This is a genomic window from Allochromatium humboldtianum, from assembly GCF_013385175.1.
Lineage (GTDB): Bacteria > Pseudomonadota > Gammaproteobacteria > Chromatiales > Chromatiaceae > Thermochromatium > Thermochromatium humboldtianum.
This window is the reverse complement of sequence record NZ_JABZEO010000005.1, coordinates 138,659-158,765: the sequence shown is the minus strand read 5'-3', so window position 1 is coordinate 158,765 and position 20,107 is coordinate 138,659. Positions and strand designations below refer to the sequence as shown.

Genomic DNA, 20,107 nt, shown 5'->3' with positions numbered 1-20,107 from the left:
GCCGCGATTCCAATCGAGAGAGTACAACGCGTGAGAAAGTGGCTCAAACGGGTCATGCCAACCCAGGCGCAGATGCATGGCAATCGCTTCGTGGGGATCTTCGGCACCCTGCTGCACGATCCCAACCTCTGGCACCTCAATCGGCGCTCAGTGGCCAATGCGACGGCGGTCGGCCTGTTCGTGATGTACCTGCCGCCACTGGGCCACACCTTCATCGCCGCTGCGCTGGCCATCTGGCTGAGGGTCAATCTGCCGATCGCGGTCGCCCTGGCCTGGATCTCCAATCCGCTGACCATGCCGGCCATGTACTACCTCGCCTATGTCCTCGGCTGCTGGGTGCTCGGCCTCCAGCCCCGCGGCTTCGAGGCCGCCTTCTGGCTGGATTGGCATCACTGGTTCGAGATCCTCGAACCCATGCTGATCGGCTGTCTGATCTGCGGGAGCGTCTGCTCGCTCGTCGGCTATGTGACGATCCGGATCCTCTGGCGCTGGCGCGTGGCGCGCCAGGTCGAACGGCGCCGGGCGCGCTATCGTGCGCTGTTCGAGGCGCTGGACAAGACCCCGTCGTCGAGCCGCCAGATCTGATCCAGACGCCCGGCCAGCTCCGGATCATGGGTGACGATGACCAGACTGGTGCCGATCTCGCGGTTGAGTTCGAGCATGAGCTCGTAGACCCCGGCCGCCGTGTGCCGGTCGAGGTTGCCGGTCGGTTCGTCGGCCAGGAGACAGGCCGGACGTGTCACCAGAGCACGGGCCACGGCCGCGCGCTGGCGCTCGCCGCCCGAGAGTTCACCCGGCTTGTGCGTGACGCGATGGCCTAATCCAACGCGCTCCAGCAGTTGTGTCGCCCGCTCGCGCGCCTCGGCCGGCGCGGCGCCGCCGATCAGCAGCGGCATGGCCACGTTCTCCAGCGCCGTGAACTCCGGCAGCAGATGATGGAACTGGTAGACGAAACCGAGATGCCGGTTGCGCAGCCGTCCGAGCTTGGCCTCGCCGAGCCGGCCGATGTCCTCGCCGCGCCACCGGATGCTCCCCGACGTGGGACGCTCCAGCCCGCCGACCGCATGCAGCAGCGTGCTCTTGCCCGACCCGGACGCGCCGACGATGGCGATGCGCTCCCCGGCCTGGATGCGGAAGCTCACGCCTTTGAGCACCTGGACCTCCTGCGGCCCCTGACGGAAGGTCTGGACCAGATCCCGGACCTCCAGCACTGACGTCGACTCATTCATAACGCAGCGCCTCCGCCGGTTGGGTCTTGGCCGCGCGCCAGGCCGGATAGAGGGTCGCCAGGACCGACATCAGGAAGGCGCCGCCGCCGATGCTGAGCACGTCCGCCAGATGCACGTCCGAGGGCAGCTCGCTGATGTAGTAGATGTCCGGATCGAGGAAATGAATGCCGAACAGGCTCTCGATCCCGGCCACCACGGACTCGACATTGAACGCGAGGATCACGCCGGCGACCACACCGACCAGGGTGCCGATCAGGCCGATCGCCGTCCCCTGGACCATGAAGATGCCCATCACCCGCGCCGGCGAGATACCGAGCGTGCGCATCACCGCGATGTCGGACTGCTTGTCGGTGACGACCATCACCAGGGTCGAGACGATGTTGAACGCGGCCACGGCGACGATCAGAAACAGGATGATGCTCATCATCCGCTTCTCCATGGCCAGCGCGCTGAAGAAATTGCTGTGGACCTGGGTCCAGTTGACCAGACGATAGACGCCGCCGAGTTCATAGGCGATCTCGCGCGCCAGACGCGGCGCCTGCCACATGTCGTCGAGCTTGAGCCGCACCCCGCCGACCGCATCGCCCAGACTCATCAGGCGTGCGCCGTCGGCCAGATGGATGAAGGCGGCGTTGCGATCGTAGTCGGCCATGCCGACGGCGAAGATCCCGCTGACCGTGAAGCGCTTCAGACGCGGCATGACGCCGACCGGGGTGGAGCTGACCTGGGGCGTGACCACCGTCACCTTGTCGCCCGGCCCCACGCCGAGATAGTTGGCCAGATCCTGGCCCAGGATGATATTGAACGCTCCGTCGACCAACGCGTCGACCGAGCCGCTGACCATGTGCCGGCGCAGATCCGCGACCTCGTCCTCCTCGATTGGCTCGATGGCACGCACCACCGCCCCGCTCACCTGCGCGCCGCTGGCCAGCATCCCCTGGATCTCGACGAAGGGCGCAGCGCCGACCACGTGCGGATTGGCGCGCACCTGATCCAGCACCTCGCGCCAGTCGGTGAGGCCGCCGCCATAGGGATCGGACAGGGTCGCATGCGAGGCCATGGCCAGGATGCGCTGCTGGATCTCCTTGTGGAAACCGTTCATCACCGACAGCACGACGATGAGGGCGACGATCCCCAGCGCGATCCCGACCATCGAAGTGCCCGAGATGAAGGAGATGAAGTGATTTCGGCGCTTGGCGCGGGTGTAGCGCAGGCCGATGTAGAGTGACAAGGGATGGAACATAGGGTTGGCATTTAACCACAGGCACGAAGTGGAAGACGATCCGCCGTTGCGATCCGGGCGTACATCTACGCTTGGATCGCGCGGCATGATACTGAATAATCGATCACATCCTATCGGTCTTTACAGTCGGTGCTCGTCTCCGGACAGCCGTCGGCCCACACTCGATGAGGAACCCGCGATGGACGATCCACTGCTCGCGCCGCCCATGCCTGCCCTGGACTGGGTCAGCGAGGCCACGGCCTGCGTCACCCGCCATGAACACGGCCTCCTGCGTCTGGAGGCGGTCGCGCCCGACATCCTGCGTCTGCGTTTCGCGCCCAGCGGACGTTTCGCCGCGCCCCGTCCCTGGAGTCCGGTCCTGGAGCTGCCGCCGGCCGGACTCTCGGTGCACGAGGAGGACGGCCGGCTTTGGATGGAGACCGAGCGTCTGAGCGCCCGACTCGATCTAAGTTCCGGAGCCGTCAGCTTCGCGACACCCGACGGACGCCCCTTCGCCGAGGATCTCTGTGCACCCGGCTGGCGTGAGGTCGCCCTGGAAGAGACCGGCCTGCAACATCTGCCCGACACCGAACTGCCCCCCGGCGAAGCGCGCATCGGGGTCGGGGTGCGCAAGCGCATGGCCCAGGACGAGGGCTATTTCGGCTTTGGCCAGCGCGACGGACGGCTCGACCGCCGCCATCGGCGCCTGACCCACTGGACGGTCGATCGTGCCGCGCCCGGTCATGGTCTGGGCGAGGACAATCTCTATCAGGCCCAGCCGACCTTCATGGCCGTGCGTCCGGGGCTGACCTGGGGTCTGCTGCTGAACTCGACCTGGTTCAGCGGCTTCGACGTCGGGCGCGAGTACGAAGACGTGCTCACGCTCTTCACCCTGGGCGGCGAGCTGGACTATTACATCCTCGCCGGACCGACCCCGGCGGCGGTCGTCGAGCAGCTCACACGCCTCACCGGCCGCCCGCTGCTGCCGCCGCTGTGGGCGCTCGGCTTCCATCAGTCGCGCTGGAGCTACGGCACCGATCGCGACGTGCGCGCCCTGGCCGAGGATTTCCGCCAGCGCGCCATCCCGCTCGATGCGATCCATCTCGATATCGACTACATGGACGGCTACCGGGTCTTCACCTGGGATCGCGAGCGCTTTCCCGAACCGGCGGCGACGGTCGCGGCGCTCCAGGCGCTCGGCATCCGCACCGTCACCATCGTCGATCCGGGCGTGAAGCACGATCTCGGCACGGGCTACGGCGTGGCCGAGTCCGGCGTGGCGGGCGACTATTTCCTGCGCCGGCCCGATGGCGAACTCTTCAGCGGCTGGGTCTGGCCTGATGAGTCGCTGTTTCCGGATTTCTGCAGCGAGCGCACCCGCCATTGGTGGGGCGATCTACACGGCTCCCTGATCGAGATCGGCGTCGACGGCGTCTGGTGCGACATGAACGAGCCGTCGATCGTCGACCGTCCTTATCGCGAGCCGGGCGTGACCGAGTTCCCGATACCGCTCGCGGTCCGTCAGGGCGACGAGGGCGAGGCGCTCCATGCCGAGACCCACAATCTCTATGGACACCTGATGGCGCGCGCGACCTGGGAGGGGCTGGAGCGATTACGCCCTGCACGCCGCCCCTGGGTGCTGACCCGCTCGGCCTTCGTCGGCACCCAGCGCTGGGCGGCGAGCTGGATGGGCGACAACAGCGCGCGCTGGGAGGATCTGGAGACCAGCCTGCCGCAACTGGCCAGTCTGGGTCTGTGCGGCGCGCCGCACGTCGGCGTGGACATCGGCGGCTTCTACGGCCACAGTTTCGGCGAGCTCTATGGCCGCTGGATCGAACTGGGCGCCTTCTACCCCTTTATGCGCGCCCATGCCCATTGCGACAGCCGACCGCAGGAACCCTGGTCGTTCGGCCCCGAGATCGAGTCCATCGCCCGCCAAGCCATCGAACTGCGCTACCGGCTACTGCCTTACTTCTACACACTGGCCCATCGTGCCCATCGCAGCGGCGAACCCTGGTGGCGTCCGTTGCTGTTCGACTTCCCCGATCAGGCCGATCTCTACGCGATCGAGGATCAGATCATGATCGGACCGCAGATGATGATCGCCCCGATCCGCGCGCCCGGACTCAGACGGCGTCTGATCGAGCTGCCGCCCGGCTGCTGGTACGACTTCCGCTCGGGCGCGCGGCTCGGTGTCGGCCCAGCTCCGCTGGTGATGGACGCCCCGCTCGGGGCCATGCCGATCCTGGTGCGCGGCGGTTCGGTCATCACCCTGGGCAACGTCCGCCAGTCGACCGCCGAACCGCTCGGTGAACTCATGCTGGAGATCTACCCGGACGACGAGGCGGAAGGCTTCTGGACGCTGATCGAGGACGATGGCGAGAGTTTCGATTATCAGGACGGCGCGCTCGCCGAGACCGATTGCCGCATCGCGCCGCTGTCGCAGGGGGCGGTGTTCACGCTGGCGGCACGGCGCGGCGAGTACCGGCCGGCGCCGCGCACCCTGATCCTACGGCTGCATCTGCCCGAAGCCCCGGCTGGCTTGACGCTCGACGAGACGGCGGTCGAGGACTGGCGCTGGGATGCGGAACTCCGGGCGGCTGAAGTTCGGATCGACGACGATGGTCAGGGGCATCGTCTGGTTCCTGCCTGAACCGTTCAGAGACGGCGCGTCGTGCGTGGGTGACGCAGACGCAGACCCTCGATGCGCTGCCGGATGTCGCGCAGACTCAGACGCCCGACCGGCTGACGACTGGCCGCGCGCGCGGTATCGGCGGCGTCGACGCGCTCCTTGACGATACGCGCCAGCCGTTCGGCCAGTTCGGGCCTGTTGGCCAGCAGTGTGCGCACGACCTCCAGATCGATGCGGATCAGGCTGACGTCACTGCGCGCGCGCAGCTCCAGGAACGACGGCTCGTTGGCCAGCATGGTGGTGATGCCGAAATGGCTGCCGGGCGCCAGCACCTCGGTCACGGTACGGGTGCGATCAGGGAGCGTGATCGCCGCCTCGACCAGTCCGCCGACGATGACATAGAAGGCATCGCTCATCGCGCCCTCGGCCAGGATCACATGCCCGCTGTCGAAGTAGGCATAGACGGCACGCGCGGCGATCTGTTCGAGTTCCTCATAGGTCAGCAAGCCGGCCATGTCGAGTCCCTTGAGCGCCAGCAGGATGGTCGGCGGCTCGGTCTGGACCTCCGGAGCGCGCTTGGTGCGCATCTCATGCACCTCGGGCGCCAGACCGATCCCGGCGCGCTGCAAGGCCCAGTGGATCTCACGGAACAGCTCCTCGCGCCCGCGAAACATCGCCGGATAGTTGCGCAGATGCACCCAGACCATGTAGCTGTAGGGCACCGTGGTGGCATCGGCCAGACGCACGATGGGATGCGGAAACTTCAGGACCGACTCGCAGCGCATGGCCGCATCGAGGATCAGCGCACTGGCGAAACGCGGATCGACCTCGGCCGGGATCTTGACGAAATACCAGGGCGCGAACAGATGCTGATCGTCGTGGAGATTCTTGAGCGACTCGCTGGCCATGCGCGAGTTGGGGATGACATGAGTGGCATTGTCCCAGCCGCGCAGCCGCGTGGCGCGCCAGTTCAGATCGATGACCTGACCGACGGTGCCGTCCGACAGCTCGATCCAGTCACCCAGACTGAACGGGCGTTCGATGCCGAGCGCGATGCCGGAGAACAGATCGCCCAGGGTACGCTGCAGGGCCAGACCGAGCACGGCCGCCGCCACGCCGGTCGACAGCCAGACGCCGGTGAAGGAGACATCCTGGCTCCAGAGAAACAGCGCCAGCCCGACGAACATGAAGGCGCCGTGGATCAGCCCCATCATCAGCTTGGGGATGCGCTCGGACAGCGCCTCGGTCCGGGCCGCCAGGATGGACTCGATCAGACGCGCGACCAGCCAGCCGCCGGCGACATAGACCACTGCCAGGGTCGCGGTGCGGATCGATGCCGTCGCGCCATCCAGCCCCAGGGTGCGCGCCGCCAGATCGGTCAGGGCGCCCAGTCCCAGCAGCACCAGAGGAAACAGCGCCAGATCCAGCACAGCCGCGCCGATCGGCAGCCGCTCGGCGAGCCAGCGTCCCTGGAGCGACCCGGTGCCGAGACGCCAGAGAACGAACAGCAACATGGCCGTCAGCCAGATCCACCAATGCAGCTCGACGAGGGATTCGAAAGACATCGTTCAGATTGGTCGCTATCCCAGGACGCGGACGTAAAAAAGGCCGATCACGCAGGCGTAACCGGCCCCGCCATAAGCCCCAGTCGGGGGGATGAGGCTCATTGGACTTGTAAACTCAGGAGAAGGACTCGGCATCGGGCCGCCGAACACCGGAGCGGATGCCGGGGGATCGGGCGCGCCGTCAGGCCAATGGCGGCGGTGCGCCCGAACGAGGGTGGATCGACGATCAGTACTCGGCGTTGATCTTCACGCGACGCTGCTCGACCGAGTAGATGTCGACGCCCGGCAGCATGTCGGACCTGCCACGGCTCTCGACCGAGACGATGTCCTCAGCCGGGATGCCGCGGCTGATCATGTAGTCCTGAACGGCCTCGGCGCGACGCTGACCGAGCTGATAGTTGTAGGCATCCGAACCCTTGGCGTCGGTGTGGCCGGTCAGCGAGATGCGCTCCCGCACTTCGGAGTTCTTGACCTGGGCGATGTAGTCATCAAGACGACGCAGCTCGCTGTCGTTGACGACGTTCTCTATGCGGTACTTGTCGAACTCGAAGTTCAGACGCACGGTGAATTCCTTGGGAGCCGGAGGCGCGGCGACGACACAGGGCTCCAGATCACCGGGGCCATGCAGGCTCTGCCAGCACTCGCCATAGCCAGTCACCCAGGCCGTGCCTTCGGGCTGGGCCGACCAGAAGTGCTCCATGTTGTAGTCGTTGGCGCTCACGGCCGCGGGAGCCGACAGGGCAGCGGCCACCGCAAGCGGGGCGGCCAGGGCGGCCAGACGTTTGAAAAGAGGTTGTTTGCGCATCTTTTTGGCTTCCTGTTGAGGTGGTGGAGATGATCGAATCGGAGAACGCATGGTCTAGCCGAACTACGGGTCAGTTGCAAAGATCGCTCATGATCCCTAACGCTAAACCATCTTTCCGCCTCGGGAATCTCACTGGCGAAATGAGCGTAGCGCGAGCGCGGTTCAATGAAGCCGCGCGCCTTGACACAGACATTTTAGCCCACAAAAGGAGCAAAAGTGCAACTTTATTTATGAACTCGCGACATATTTACAACGTTTGCCATATGGAAGCAACACTTTTTAGCCAATAGGCAAGCAATGATCGTATGAAACAAGTTTTCATCACATCCAGCGCGTTACATATTTGCAACATACAGACCTGTCGAGGCCGCCCGCCGCTCGCCTCCGGCGCGCGATCTGTATGTATCCGGCACCATCCGCCATCCACGGCGCATCAGGAGTGACCATGTCCAGAGAGATCGACCAGCCCGGCGGCATGCTCGGTACCGATGCGGGACGCCGGACGCTCGCGTACGGACCGGAGATCGCCGCGATCAGCGCGGACATGGCCGCCCAGGCCCGACGCGAGCTGCTGATCTACGGCCCAACGCTCGACCCGGCGCTCTATGACCAGGCGTCCTTTCTGGAGGCCGTGCGGCGTCTGGCGCTGGCGCGTCCCGGAGTCTGCGTGCGCGTCCTGCTGTTCGACCCGCGCGCCGCAACCCAGGGCGGTCATCGGCTCATCGAGCTGGCACGCCGCCTGACCTCGCGCATCGCCATCCGGCGTGTCGCCGACGAGGATCAGGAGCGTCTCGACGCCTTCCTCATCGTCGACGAGACCGGCTATGTCCATCGCCGGCTGGCCGAGCGTCTGGAGGCGATCGCCGACTACGCCGATCCGCCGGCGGCGCGCCGGTTGCGCCAGGACTTCGAGCGGCTCTGGGAGCGCGGCAGCGTCGACAGCGAGCTGCGACAGCTCTTCATTTGAGATCCGGCCGACGCCGCTCGTGCCAGAGGCGATAGAGCACCGGGATCAGGATCAGGCTCAACAGGGGCGCGGTGATCATGCCGCCGAGTATGGGCGCGGCGATAGGGCGCATGACCTCGGACCCGACCCCGGCGCCGATCATCACCGGCAGCAGGCCGGCGAGGATGGTCGCCACCGTCATCGCCTTGGGCCGGATGCGCAGCACGGCGCCCTCGATGATGGCGCCTTCCAGCCCGCCGGGACGGTCGAGCCGCCCCTCGGCGCGCCAGCGCCGCGCCGCGCTGTCCAGATAGACCAGCATCACCACGCCGAACTCGGCGGCCACCCCGGCCAGGGCGATGAAGCCGACGCCGACCGCGACCGAGAGGTCGTAGCCGAGCAGATAGACCAGCCAGACCCCGCCGACCAGGGCGAAGGGCAGCGAGAGCATCACCAGCAGCGCCTCGCCGAGCGAGCGGAAGGTCAGATAGAGCAGCACCAGGATGACGGCGAGCGTGACCGGGACGACCTGGGCCAGCCGCTCCTGAGCGCGCTGCATGTATTCGTACTGACCGGACCAGGTGATCGAATAGCCGGGCGGGAGCCGGACCCGATCGCGCACCACCCGCCGCGCCTCGGCGACATAGCTGCCGAGATCGCGTCCGCGGATGTCGACGAAGGTCCAGCCGTTCAGACGCGCGTTCTCGCTGACGAGCATGGGCGGGCCGTCGACGATGACGATCTCGGCGATCTGGCCGAGCGCGACCTGGGCACCGCTCGGGGTGACGATCGGCAGATCTCGCAGCTTCTCGGGATCGTCGCGTAGCTCGCGTGGGAATCGCAGGTCGACCGGATAGCGCTCGCGCCCCTCGACCGTCTCGGTCACGGTGGCGCCGCCGAGACCGGCCGCGACGATCCGGTTGATGTCGGCGATGTTGAGCCCGACGCGCGCGGCGGCGACCCGGTCGGGGCGGATCTCGATGTAACGCCCGCCGGCGACGCGCTCCGAATAGGCCGAGGCGGTGCCTTCGACCTCCGGCAGGACACGCTCGATCTCGCGGCCGATGCGCTCGATCTCGGCCAGATCCGGCCCCGCGATCTTGATCCCGACCGGGGTCTTGATGCCGGTGGCCAGCATATCGATGCGGGTCTTGATCGGCATCACCCAGGCATTGGTGAGGCCGGGGAAGCGGACGGTCGCGTCCAGCTCGGCGATCAGATCCTCCAGCGTCAGCCCAGGTCGCCACTGGTCGCGCGGCTTGAGCCGGATGACGGTCTCGATCATGCTCAGGGGCGCCGGGTCGGTGGCGGTGTCGGCGCTGCCGGCCTTGCCGAACACTCGCTCGACCTCGGGCAGACTCGCGATCAGACGATCGGTCTGTTGCAGCAACTCGCCGACCTTGCCGATCGCGATCCCCGGTAGGGTGGTCGGCATGTACATCAGATCGCCCTCGTCGAGTTCGGGCATGAACTCCGAGCCCAGGCCGCGGTGCCAGTCGCGCAGGACCGGGACGTCGCGGAAGGTCTCGCGCCAGCCCGCGGCCAGACCCGACTGCCAGGACTCGACGCGCGCCAGCAGTGGACGCTGGGGGCCGTCCGGCCAGACGAGCCCGACCGCCTGCATGGGCCATTTGAGCGGCGCCAGCAGACCGCCGACGCCTGCCAGCGGGATCGCGGTGCTGAAGAGGACGAGGAGGGCGATCAGGATCGTCAGCCGTGGCCGGTGCAGGGTCGCGCGCAACACCGGACGGTAGACCCGGATGAGTGCGCGGCTCAACGGATTGCGCGACTCGCTCGGGATACGGCCCCGGATCAGATAGCCCATCAGCACCGGCACCAGGGTCACGGCCAGCCCGGCGGCGGCCGCCATGGCATAGGTCTTGGTGTAGGCGAGCGGGGCGAACAGCCGTCCTTCCTGCGCCTGCAGGGCGAAGACCGGCAGGAAGCTCAGGGTGATGACCAGCAGCGAGAAGAACAGCGCCGGTCCCACCTCGACCGCCGCCTCGCCGATCACCTGCCAGTGGCGCGCGGACGAGAGTCCGGGTCCGGCACGCTCCAGATGCTTGTGGGCATTCTCGGTCATGACGATGGCCGCGTCGACCATGGCGCCGATGGCGATCGCGATGCCGCCGAGCGAGAGGATGTTGGCGTTGATGCCCTGCCAGTCCATGACGATGAAGGCCATGAGCACGCCGAGCGGCAGACTGAGGATGGCCACCAGCGACGAGCGCAAATGGAACAGGAAGGCCACGCATACTAGGGCCACCACGATCAATTCCTCGATCAGCTTGCCCCTGAGGTTGTCGACCGCCGCCAGGATCAGCCGCGAGCGGTCGTAGGTCGTGACGATCTCGACGCCCTCGGGCAGACTCGGACGCAGTGCCTCCAGCCGGTCCTCGACCGCCGCGATGGTGGCGAGCGCGTTCTCGCCGTGGCGCATGACGACGATGCCGCCCGTGACCTCGCCCTCCCCGTCCAGGTCGGCGACGGCCCGGCGCATCTCGGGGCCGATCTGGACATGGGCCAGGTCGCGCAGCAGGATCGGCGTCCCCTGCTCGGACAGATCGACCGGGATGGTCTCGATGTCCTCGACGCCGGTCAGATAGCCGCGTGCGCGGATCATGTACTCGGCCTCGGCCAGCTCGATCAGCGAGCCGCCGACCTCCTCGTTGCCCTCACGCACCGCCTCGACGACCCGTGACAAGGGAATGCCGTGGGCGCGCAGCTTCTCGGGATCGACGACGATCTGATACTGCTTGACCATGCCGCCGACGGTCGCGACCTCGGCCACGCCCGGCACGGATTGCAGCTCGAACTTGAGGAACCAGTCCTGGAGCGCGCGCAACTGCGCGAGATCGTGGCGGCCGGAGCGGTCAATCAGGGCATAGCTGTAGACCCAGCCGACCCCGGTCGCATCCGGTCCCAGACGCGGCTCGGCCCCCTCCGGTAGCCGCGAGGTCGCCTGACTGAGGTACTCCAGCACCCGCGAACGCGCCCAGTAGAGGTCAGTGCCGTCCTCGAACAGTACATAGACGAAGCTCTCGCCGAAGAAGCTGTAGCCGCGCACCGTCTTGGCGCCGGGGACGGCCAGCAGGGTCGTGGTCAGCGGATAGGTCACCTGATCCTCGACCACGCGCGGCGACTGACCGGGGAAGTCGGTGCGCACGATGACCTGCACGTCGGACAGATCCGGGATGGCGTCTACCGGCAGACGCTGGAGCGAGACCAGTCCCCAGAGCGTCAGCAGGATCGCCGCCATCAGCACCAGAAAGCGATTCTCGATCGACCAGAGGATGACGCGCTTCATGGTGTCTCTCCCTGAAAAACCATGACATTCCCTGCATCGACAGCCATGTTTTGCGATTGGGACTCAGTGGTGCGCATGTTCGCCTCCCGGCCCGACCGCCGCCTCGGGCGCCGATCCCAGGCGACCGAAGGACGCCTGGAGACTGGATTCGGAGTCGATGAGGAACTGGCCCGAGACTACGACCTGATCGCCCTCGTCCAGACCCGACAGGATCTCGACCGCGCCATCCGCGCGCATCCCCGGCACCACGTCGACCGGCTGGAAGCGCCCTTCGCCGAGCGCCTTGACCACGCTGGATCGCGTTCCGGTCCGGATCAGCGCCTCGGCGGGGATGCTGAGTGCATCCCGCTTGGGTCCGCCGAAGACGACCACGTCGGCGAACATATTGGGCTTGAGTGCGCCGTCCGGATTGTCGAACACCAGTCGCACGCGCAGGGTGCGCGCCTTGGGGTCGAGCGCCGGATAGAGATAGTCGACCCGCCCTTCCCACACTCGACCGGGACGGGCCGGGACGCGGATCTCGGCGCTCAGGCCCGGCCGCAGCCAGTCGATCTGATGCTCGAAGACGTCGGCCAGCACCCAGACCCGGCTCGGGTCGGCGATGCTGAAGAGCGCGTCCACCGCGCTCACGTACATACCCTCGCGCGCGGTCATGGCCGTTACCACGCCATCGATCGGCGCGAGCACCGGAATGGTGCGCTGGGGTTCGCGGCTCTGCTCGATGGCGCGGATGCTGTCCTCGGGTACGTCGAGCAGGCGCAGCAGGTTGCGCGCCTTGTCCGCCCTCACCCGCGTGCCGCCCTGGGGCTGGGGATCGAGTGCCAGCAGGAAATCGACTTGGGCGGCGAGGATGTCGGGCGCATAGAGCCGTGCGAGCGTCTGGCCCCGGCGCACCGGCTCGCCCTCGGCGCGCAGATCCAGCCCCTCGATGAACCCGGACGCGCGCGGGTGGACGTGGGCGAGCCGGGTCTCGTCGTACTCGATCCGCCCCAGGGTGTGGATGTGTCGCCAGAGCAGGCCGCGCTCGACCGGCGCCAGACGCATGGCCATTTTGTGCATGGTCGCTTCGCTCAGCGTCACCTCGGGAGCGCGGCCGTCCGTTGGCTCGACGCGCCTCTCGACCAGGGCCATGCCGCAGATCGGGCAGGTGCCGGGCTCGTCGCGGACGATCTGGGGATGCATGGGACAGATGTATTTGGAGTCCAGGTGCTTGGCGGCATGTTGCAGAGCCGTGTCGCGCTGAGCCTCTTCCAGGGATTCGGTCGGTTGATACAGGGATCCCGTCTCGTCGCCACAGCCCGTCAGGAGTGGCGGAAGCAGCAGGAATATCAGGGCGTGCAGGTGCACAGGACCACGGGCGCGGGCTGGCCGCCACCGAGCCGTGCCGCTCGTTGGGTTGCGCATGATGATGACCTCCGGCGCCGTTCGTTGGGCGCCATGCTGGATTGAAACGCCGTCAGGGTGGTTCGGTCAGACCGAACCCGGCTGGGGAGGTCGGAGTTCAGGCGCGAGAAAGCGCTGTGTATGGATGGGATCGAGACTCGGCCAGTCGGCGAGTCTGGGAGGCTGGACGGCCTGGATCGGTGCGAACGGTGGGGCGTGTAGTGTCCCGATCGCAACGGCCAGGGTGCATTTGGCGCAGTCCTGGCGGATATTCGGATCCGTGTCGGGGGCTGGCGGATGGGAGGCGTGACTGGGGCAGCCGGCGATCGTCTCGGGCTGGTCGACGTGCGGACAGGGCAGCCAGGAGAGCGCGAGCACCTGCGCCTGAAAGACGAGCAGGCAGATCAGGAGCAAAGGCTTGGTGGCTGAACTCGGCTGATACATGGTGTGCAGATGGAGCCGACCCTGACCAGAGACAAGTCCCAGGCCATGGGGGCCAGGGACGACAGCCAGCAAGCGGGCCGCGCGCACCTCGGCACGCGACCCGGATGGTGGGCTGACTTGGCTTAGGATCGTGGCGTCATGTGCAGCATCCAGGCCGGCATCGGCCGCTTGACGGCGGCTGGTTCAGCGACCGGAGCGGTCTCCTCGACTGCCGGAGCTTCTTCAGCGACCGGAGCGGTTTCCTCGACTGCCGGAGCTTCTTCAGCAACCGGAGCAGTCTCCTCGACTGCCGGAGCTTCCTCAGCGACCGGAGCGGCCTCCTCGACTGCCGGAGCTTCCTCAGCGACCGGAGCGGTTTCCTCGACTGCCGGAGCTTCCTCAGCGACCGGAGCGGTTTCCTCGACTGCCGGAGCTTCCTCAGCGACCGGAGCGGTTTCCTCGACGGCTGGGGCTTCCTCAGCGACCGGAGCGGCCTCCTCGACTGCCGGAGCTTCTTCAGCGACCGGAGCGGTTTCCTCGACGGCTGGGGCTTCCTCAGCGACCGGAGCGGTTTCCTCGACGGCTGGAGCTTCCTCAGCGACCGGAGCGGCCTCCTCGACTGCCGGAGCCTCTTCAGCGACCGGAGCGGTTTCCTCGACTGCCGGAGCTTCCTCAGCGACCGGAGCGGTTTCCTCGACTGCCGGAGCTTCTTCAGCGACCGGAGCGGTTTCCTCGACGGCTGGGGCTTCCTCAGCGACCGGAGCGGCCTCCTCGACTGCTGGGGCTTCCTCGGCGACCGGAGCGGTTTCCTCGACTGCCGGGGCTTCCTCAGCAACCGGAGCGGCCTCCTCGACTGCCGGGGCTGCCTCAACGGCGGGTGCCGGCGCGGCTGGCGGCGCGGTCAGCGCCACAGCGCCGATCGGAGCGATATTGGCTTCAACCTGAGACTGCGGCAGCGGCGGTGCATCGCCATAGAGCGCTTCGGTGGAGACCACATAGAAGGTTCCAGCCGCCACGATGATGGACATGCCACGCACGATGAGCTGACTGTTGTCGCTGGCCCCCAGCATGGCTCGCAATTGCGCGAGGCCAGGCAATTCTTCACTCATTTGGATCTTCCTCTCGGTTCGAGTATCGACTGGATCGGTTTGGATACGGCTAGGCGCGCCTAGGCTGCCTGAACGGACCCGCTGGTTCAAGACAAGAATGTGGTGTCCGCGCCAGAAGCGACTCCAGGCGCGCAACGGCAACCGCCAATCCAGTGCGGTTCAATGCTCAGGATTGATGGACTCTCGGGACGCACCCTGTCTGGCTGGGGTATATTTTCTAGATTATTATGCGGTCATTGCAACCGACGATCACCCGTTCGGGGCGGCTCGACCCGATCCCCCACCGTGGCCCACGCCGACTCGCCCGCCTGGATGGGTCCAGACTCCGCTGGACCGCACCGCCCGGATACCTTTGAAATACAGACTTTTCCAAAGACTGGAGTAGCACAACGATGACCGACTACGTCCGCTGGCTGAGCGACCTCGGGATGGACGATGTCCCCGTCGTCGGAGGCAAGAACGCCTCTCTCGGCGAGATGATCCAGAACCTGACCCATCTCGGAGTGAGCGTTCCCGGCGGCTTCGCCACCACCGCTGACGCCTATCGCGAGTTCCTGGCCAAGGATGGACTCGACGAGCGCATTCAGACCGTACTCGATGAGCTGGACGTGGACGATGTCGCCGCACTGGCCGAGGCCGGCCCGCGCATTCGCGGCTGGGTGATGGAACAGCCCTTCCCCGCCGGCCTGGAAGCGGCCATCGATGAAGCCTACGCCAAACTGACCGCCGAGGCCGGAACCGACGACGTCTCCTGGGCGGTGCGTTCCTCCGCAACAGCCGAGGATCTGCCGGACGCCTCCTTCGCCGGCCAGCAGGAGACCTTCCTCAACGTCCACGGGCTCGACAACATCAAGCACCGGATCAAGGAAGTCTTCGCCTCGCTGTTCAACGACCGCGCCATCGCCTATCGCGTGCATCAGGGCTTCGAGCACCGTCACGTCGCCCTGTCGGCCGGCATCCAGCGCATGGTGCGCAGCGATCTGGCGGCCTCGGGCGTCATGTTCACGCTCGACACCGAGTCGGGCTTCCGCGATGCGGTCTTCATCACCGCCAGCTATGGTCTGGGTGAGATGGTGGTCCAGGGCGCGGTCAACCCGGACGAATTCTATGTCCACAAACCGACGCTGACGGCCGGCCGTCCGGCGATCCTGCGCCGCACCGTCGGCGACAAGGCCATCCGCATGGTCTACAGCGATCCCGAGCACGATGCGCATGTGAAGACCGAGCCGGTTCCGGAAGACCTGCGCCCGCGCTTCAGCATCACCGACGACGAAGTGCAGGAGCTGGCCAAGCAGGCGATCCTGATCGAGCAGCACTATGGCCGTCCGATGGACGTCGAGTGGGCCAAGGACGGAACCGACGGCAAGCTCTACATCGTCCAGGCGCGTCCCGAGACGGTCCAGAGCCGCACCGGCAACGTCATCGAGCGCTACATCCTCAAGGGCAAGGGGCCGGTGCTCACGACCGGGCGCAGCATCGGCAACCGCATCGGCGCCGGTGTCGCGCGTATCGTCGAGAGCATCGCCGACATGAACAAGGTCCAGCCGGGCGACGTGCTCGTCACCGACATGACCGATCCCGACTGGGAGCCGATCATGAAGCGCGCGGCGGCGATCGTCACCAACCGGGGCGGACGCACCTGTCATGCGGCCATCATCGCCCGCGAGCTGGGCGTTCCAGCCGTGGTCGGCTGTAACGACGCCACCGACAAGATCGTCGACGGTCAGCCCGTCACCGTGAGCTGCGCCGAGGGCGACACCGGCTTCATCTACGACGGCCAGCTCGAGTTCGAGTACAAGACCGTGGAACTGTCGGCCATGCCCGAGATCCCGGTCAAGATCATGATGAACGTCGGCAACCCCGACCGCGCCTTCGCCTTCGCGGCCACGCCCAACGCGGGCATTGGTCTGGCGCGGCTGGAGTTCATCATCAACAACATGATCGGCATCCACCCCAAGGCGCTGCTCGAATTCGACCAGTTGCCGGCGGATCTCAAGGCGCAGATCGCCCCGCGCATCGCCGCCTATGCCAGCCCGCGCGAGTTCTATGTCGCCAAGCTGGCCGAGGGCATCGCCACACTCGCCGCCGCCTTCGCGCCAAGCGCCGTCATCGTGCGTATGTCGGACTTCAAGTCCAACGAATACGCCAACCTGATCGGCGGTCCGCGCTATGAGCCGGAGGAAGAGAATCCGATGATCGGCTTCCGTGGCGCCGGACGCTACGTGGCCGAGAACTTCCGCGACTGCTTCGAGATGGAGTGCGAGGCGCTCAAGCGCGTGCGCAACGACATGGGTCTGACCAATGTCGAGATCATGATCCCCTTCGTGCGTACCCTGGGTCAGGCCAAGGCCGTCACCGAGGCGCTGGCGGCGCAGGGTCTGGAGCGCGGCAAGGATGGACTGCGCCTGATCATGATGTGCGAGCTGCCGTCCAACGCGGTGCTGGCTGAAGAGTTCCTGGAGTATTTCGACGGCTTCTCGATCGGCTCCAACGACATGACCCAGCTCACGCTCGGTCTGGACCGCGATTCGAGCCTGGTGGCCGAGCACTTCGACGAGCGCGATCCGGCGGTCAAGAAGATGCTGTCGATGTCGATCGCCGCCTGCCGCGCTCAGGGCAAGTATGTCGGCATCTGCGGCCAGGGGCCGTCGGACCACAAGGACTTCGCCGACTGGCTGCTCAAGCAGGGCATCAGCAGCATCTCGCTCAACCCAGACACCGTGATCGACACCTGGCTCTATCTGGCCGAGCAGGCCAAGACGCTCTGATTTGAGACGTCGATTGCCGTAAAACAAAAATCCCCCGTCTGGGGGATTTTTTATGGACTCATCTCACGGCGTCAGGCGTTTCAGGCCGAAATCGAATCGCTCTTGCCGGACATCGATTTTCGGTGCAAGCTCGCCGCTCGACAGCACTGCAACATGACATTTTCTCACCCTAACCAGGGTTCAGCGAGCGAGTCTATCCGTCATGCCAGATCACCCATCCGCGAGACGTCCGCTGAAGACCCGCAGTTCAGGTCTGGCCATCGCCCTGGCACGGCTGCTCACGCGCTGGCGCATCTCACCCAACGCCATCTCGGTTGCCAGTCTGGCATTCGCCTCGATCGGGGCGCTGGTCATGCTCGCCGCCGTTCCGGACGGACCGCCGGGGCTACGGGCCGCACTACTCGTGACAGCGGCGGCCTGCATCCAATTGCGTCTGCTCTGCAACCTGCTGGACGGCATGGTCGCGGTCGAGGGCGGCTTGGGTACCAGGACAGGCGCCGTCTTCAACGAACTGCCCGACCGACTCGCCGACCCCTTGCTGATCGTTCCCGCCGGCTATCTGACCGGCGTGGCGTGGGGGCCGGAACTGGCCTGGAGCGCGGGTCTGCTGGCCCTGCTGACCGCCAACATCCGCCTGCTCGGCGCCTCGCTCGGACTGCCGCAGGACTTCCAAGGCCCCATGGCCAAGCCGCATCGCATGGCCGCCCTGACTGTCGGGCTGCTCATCGCCGCACTCTGCACGCCGCTGTCCCTGGATGGCCCGGTCCTGCTCATCACCCTCATCCTGCTCCTGATCGGCACCGGCCTGACCGCCATCCGCCGCACGCGAACCCTGCTTCGAGACCTGGGATCGCCATGAACACCGCCACGCTCGCGGCCACGCTCCTGGTCGGCCTGACCCGGCTGATCACGGGAGTCCGCGCGCAGTGGATCGATCGCACTCCCCCGGTCCCTGGGATTCAGCGGGTCTATTTCGCGAATCATGCAAGCCATCTCGATACCCTGGTGATCTGGTCGTCGCTTCCGCCGCCGCTGCGCCGTCAGACAAGCCCGGTGGCGGCGATGGACTACTGGAATCGCCCCGGCCCGAGACGCTGGCTGGCCGTGTCCGTGCTCCACGCGATCCTCATCGAGCGTGGAACCGGCGGGGCACGCGAGTCACTGCGGCATCTGATCGCGGCGCTGGACGAAGGGCGATCGCTGATCCTGTTTCCCGAAGGCTCGCGTGGTGACGGGGAGCACATCGGCGAGCTGCGCGCCGGCCTCTACCACATCGCACGGGAGCGCCCCGACGTCGAGCTGACCCCCGTCTTCCTCGAAAACCTGAGCCGCATCCTGCCCAAGGGCGAGTATCTGCCGGTGCCGCTGATCGCCACAACCCGCTTCGGCCGACCGATTCGGCTGGAGCCGAACGAGGAGCGACAGGTCTTCCTGGAGCGTGCCCGCCAGACGCTGCTCGCCTTGGGAGGTCGCGCATGAACGTCACCTGGGACCACGAGATCCTGCTGCTGCTCGGCGGCATCCTCGCCCTGCTCGTGGTCGCGAGCGTGACCGGCTGGTGGCTGGCGCAACGCCTCCGCAGCGAGACAGGCCGCGCGGTCATCGCCAATTTCAACGCCCGCACCAAATCCTGGTGGATCATGACCGCCGTCTTCGTGGCGGCCATGGCGACCGGCGGGATCGGGTCGGTGCTGCTCTTTGCCCTGCTCTCGTTCGTCGCCCTGCGCGAACTCATCACGCTCACACCGACCCACCGGGCGGACCACCGCACCCTGTTCTGGGCCTTCTTCGTCTTCCTGCCCGTCCAGTATCTGCTGGTCTACGACGGCTGGTACGGGCTGTTCGCGATCTTCATTCCGGTCTATGCCTTCCTCTTCATCCCGGCGCGCAGCGCCCTGGCCGGCGATACTCAGGATTTCCTGGCGCGGACGGCCAAGATCCAGTGGGGTCTGATGATCGCGGTCTACTGCGTCAGTCACGCGCCCGCGCTCCTGATGCTGGAGATCCCGGGCTATGCGCATGAAAACGCCAAGCTGCTGCTCTTTCTGGTGGTCGTGGTCCAGTTGAGCGACGTGCTGCAATACGTCTTCGGCAAGACGCTGGGACGGCGGCGCATCGTCCCGAGCGTGAGTCCGAACAAGACCTGGGAGGGAACCATCGGCGGCATCGCCGGCGCCAGCCTCGTCGGCGCGCTGCTGTGGTGGTCGACGCCGTTCGGCTTCTGGGCGGCGTTAGCGATCGCGCTGACGATCAATCTCGCCGGATTCGCGGGCGGATTGTGTCTGTCGGCCATCAAGCGGGATCTCGGGGTCAAGGACTTCGGCACCCTCATCGAGGGACATGGCGGCGTGCTCGACCGCATCGATTCGCTGTGTTTCGCTGCCCCCCTGTTCTTCCATATCACCCGCTACTTCTACACCTGATCCATTTCCGCCGTGTTCTGGCACGAGCCCGATAGGGATAGGGGCTTGCGGCGAGGATTGCGGCAATCGGCAGTCACTTTCCAGTCCTTCCCCCGCCCTGTGGCTGGATCCAGCCGCCCGCTTCAACACACAAATCGATTGGCGCCCTAGGAAAAATATATCTTTGGGTATAGCCAAAATCTATCGCTCGATCGATTGGCGATCGCGCCTCCACAGCCACAATAGTTGACAGAATCGATAAACCATAACGCGGATCTCCACGGGGCTTTCTTGCTAGCGCCTCACATCGAGACCC

General features: G+C 66.3%; 15 protein-coding genes. 7 read left to right on the top strand and 8 right to left on the bottom strand.

Annotation, left to right across the window (positions count from 1 at the left end):
• Nucleotides 1–30: 30 nt before the first annotated feature.
• Nucleotides 31–585 (top strand): DUF2062 domain-containing protein, encoded by a 555-nt coding sequence (locus HW932_RS09305; protein ID WP_176976214.1) that lies wholly within the window; start codon nucleotides 31–33, stop codon nucleotides 583–585.
• Here the strand turns inward: HW932_RS09305 and lolD are convergent.
• Both lolD and HW932_RS09295 read right to left on the bottom strand, forming a co-directional pair.
• Entirely contained in the window at nucleotides 528–1,229 is a 702-nt protein-coding gene (lolD, locus tag HW932_RS09300; RefSeq protein ID WP_176976213.1) for a lipoprotein-releasing ABC transporter ATP-binding protein LolD, read from the bottom strand. The genes HW932_RS09305 and lolD overlap by 58 nt on opposite strands.
• Entirely contained in the window at nucleotides 1,222–2,472 is a 1,251-nt protein-coding gene (locus HW932_RS09295) for a lipoprotein-releasing ABC transporter permease subunit (protein WP_176976212.1), read from the bottom strand. Before HW932_RS09295 ends, lolD begins: the two co-directional genes overlap by 8 nt.
• A gap of 178 nt (nucleotides 2,473–2,650) precedes the next feature.
• On the opposite strand from HW932_RS09295, the gene HW932_RS09290 reads away from it, so the two are divergent.
• Nucleotides 2,651–5,104, top strand: coding sequence for a glycoside hydrolase family 31 protein (locus tag HW932_RS09290; protein ID WP_176976211.1), 2,454 nt, complete (start codon nucleotides 2,651–2,653; stop codon nucleotides 5,102–5,104).
• A 5-nt stretch (nucleotides 5,105–5,109) separates the two neighbouring features.
• Here HW932_RS09290 and HW932_RS09285 read toward each other — a convergent pair whose 3' ends face one another.
• Together HW932_RS09285 and HW932_RS09280 are read right to left on the bottom strand one after the other, a co-directional pair.
• A complete protein-coding gene (locus tag HW932_RS09285; protein WP_176976210.1) occupies nucleotides 5,110–6,648 on the bottom strand; it encodes a mechanosensitive ion channel family protein in 1,539 nt (512 codons plus the stop codon).
• A gap of 226 nt (nucleotides 6,649–6,874) precedes the next feature.
• Complete coding sequence (locus HW932_RS09280; protein WP_176976209.1) at nucleotides 6,875–7,453, bottom strand: OmpA family protein; 579 nt, start codon at nucleotides 7,451–7,453, stop codon at nucleotides 6,875–6,877.
• 445 nt (nucleotides 7,454–7,898) lie between these two features.
• Between HW932_RS09280 and HW932_RS09275 the strand changes: the two genes are divergently transcribed.
• Nucleotides 7,899–8,420: a DUF7931 domain-containing protein gene (locus tag HW932_RS09275; protein WP_176976208.1), complete on the top strand. Its 522-nt coding sequence runs from the start codon at nucleotides 7,899–7,901 to the stop codon at nucleotides 8,418–8,420.
• On the opposite strand, the gene HW932_RS09270 is transcribed toward HW932_RS09275, so the two are convergent.
• The 4 genes from HW932_RS09270 to HW932_RS09255 all read right to left on the bottom strand — a co-directional run bounded on the left by HW932_RS09270 (nucleotide 8,413) and on the right by HW932_RS09255 (nucleotide 14,621).
• Nucleotides 8,413–11,706, bottom strand: a complete 3,294-nt coding sequence (locus tag HW932_RS09270) for an efflux RND transporter permease subunit (protein ID WP_176976207.1) — start codon at nucleotides 11,704–11,706, stop codon at nucleotides 8,413–8,415. The two genes, HW932_RS09275 and HW932_RS09270, sit on opposite strands and share 8 nt — an antisense overlap.
• Nucleotides 11,707–11,769: 63 nt before the next feature.
• Nucleotides 11,770–13,110, bottom strand: coding sequence for an efflux RND transporter periplasmic adaptor subunit (locus HW932_RS09265; RefSeq protein ID WP_176976206.1), 1,341 nt, complete (start codon nucleotides 13,108–13,110; stop codon nucleotides 11,770–11,772).
• 66 nt (nucleotides 13,111–13,176) lie between these two features.
• Nucleotides 13,177–13,605, bottom strand: a complete 429-nt coding sequence (locus tag HW932_RS09260; protein ID WP_176976205.1) for a hypothetical protein — start codon at nucleotides 13,603–13,605, stop codon at nucleotides 13,177–13,179.
• 50 nt (nucleotides 13,606–13,655) lie between these two features.
• On the bottom strand, nucleotides 13,656–14,621 hold the full coding sequence (locus tag HW932_RS09255; protein ID WP_176976204.1) for a hypothetical protein: 966 nt from the start codon (nucleotides 14,619–14,621) through the stop codon (nucleotides 13,656–13,658).
• Nucleotides 14,622–15,013: 392 nt separating this feature from the next.
• Here HW932_RS09255 and ppsA point away from each other — a divergent pair, with 392 nt between their 5' ends.
• The 4 genes from ppsA to HW932_RS09235 all read left to right on the top strand — a co-directional run bounded on the left by ppsA (nucleotide 15,014) and on the right by HW932_RS09235 (nucleotide 19,812).
• Nucleotides 15,014–17,389, top strand: a complete 2,376-nt coding sequence (gene ppsA, locus HW932_RS09250; RefSeq protein WP_176976203.1) for a phosphoenolpyruvate synthase — start codon at nucleotides 15,014–15,016, stop codon at nucleotides 17,387–17,389.
• 202 nt (nucleotides 17,390–17,591) lie between these two features.
• A complete protein-coding gene (locus tag HW932_RS09245; RefSeq protein WP_176976202.1) occupies nucleotides 17,592–18,248 on the top strand; it encodes a CDP-alcohol phosphatidyltransferase family protein in 657 nt (218 codons plus the stop codon).
• Nucleotides 18,245–18,868 (top strand): lysophospholipid acyltransferase family protein, encoded by a 624-nt coding sequence (locus HW932_RS09240; RefSeq protein WP_176976201.1) that lies wholly within the window; start codon nucleotides 18,245–18,247, stop codon nucleotides 18,866–18,868. The genes HW932_RS09245 and HW932_RS09240 overlap by 4 nt, the downstream gene beginning before the upstream one ends.
• On the top strand, nucleotides 18,865–19,812 hold the full coding sequence (locus HW932_RS09235) for a phosphatidate cytidylyltransferase (protein ID WP_176976200.1): 948 nt from the start codon (nucleotides 18,865–18,867) through the stop codon (nucleotides 19,810–19,812). The genes HW932_RS09240 and HW932_RS09235 overlap by 4 nt, the downstream gene beginning before the upstream one ends.
• Nucleotides 19,813–20,107: the final 295 nt, after the last annotated feature.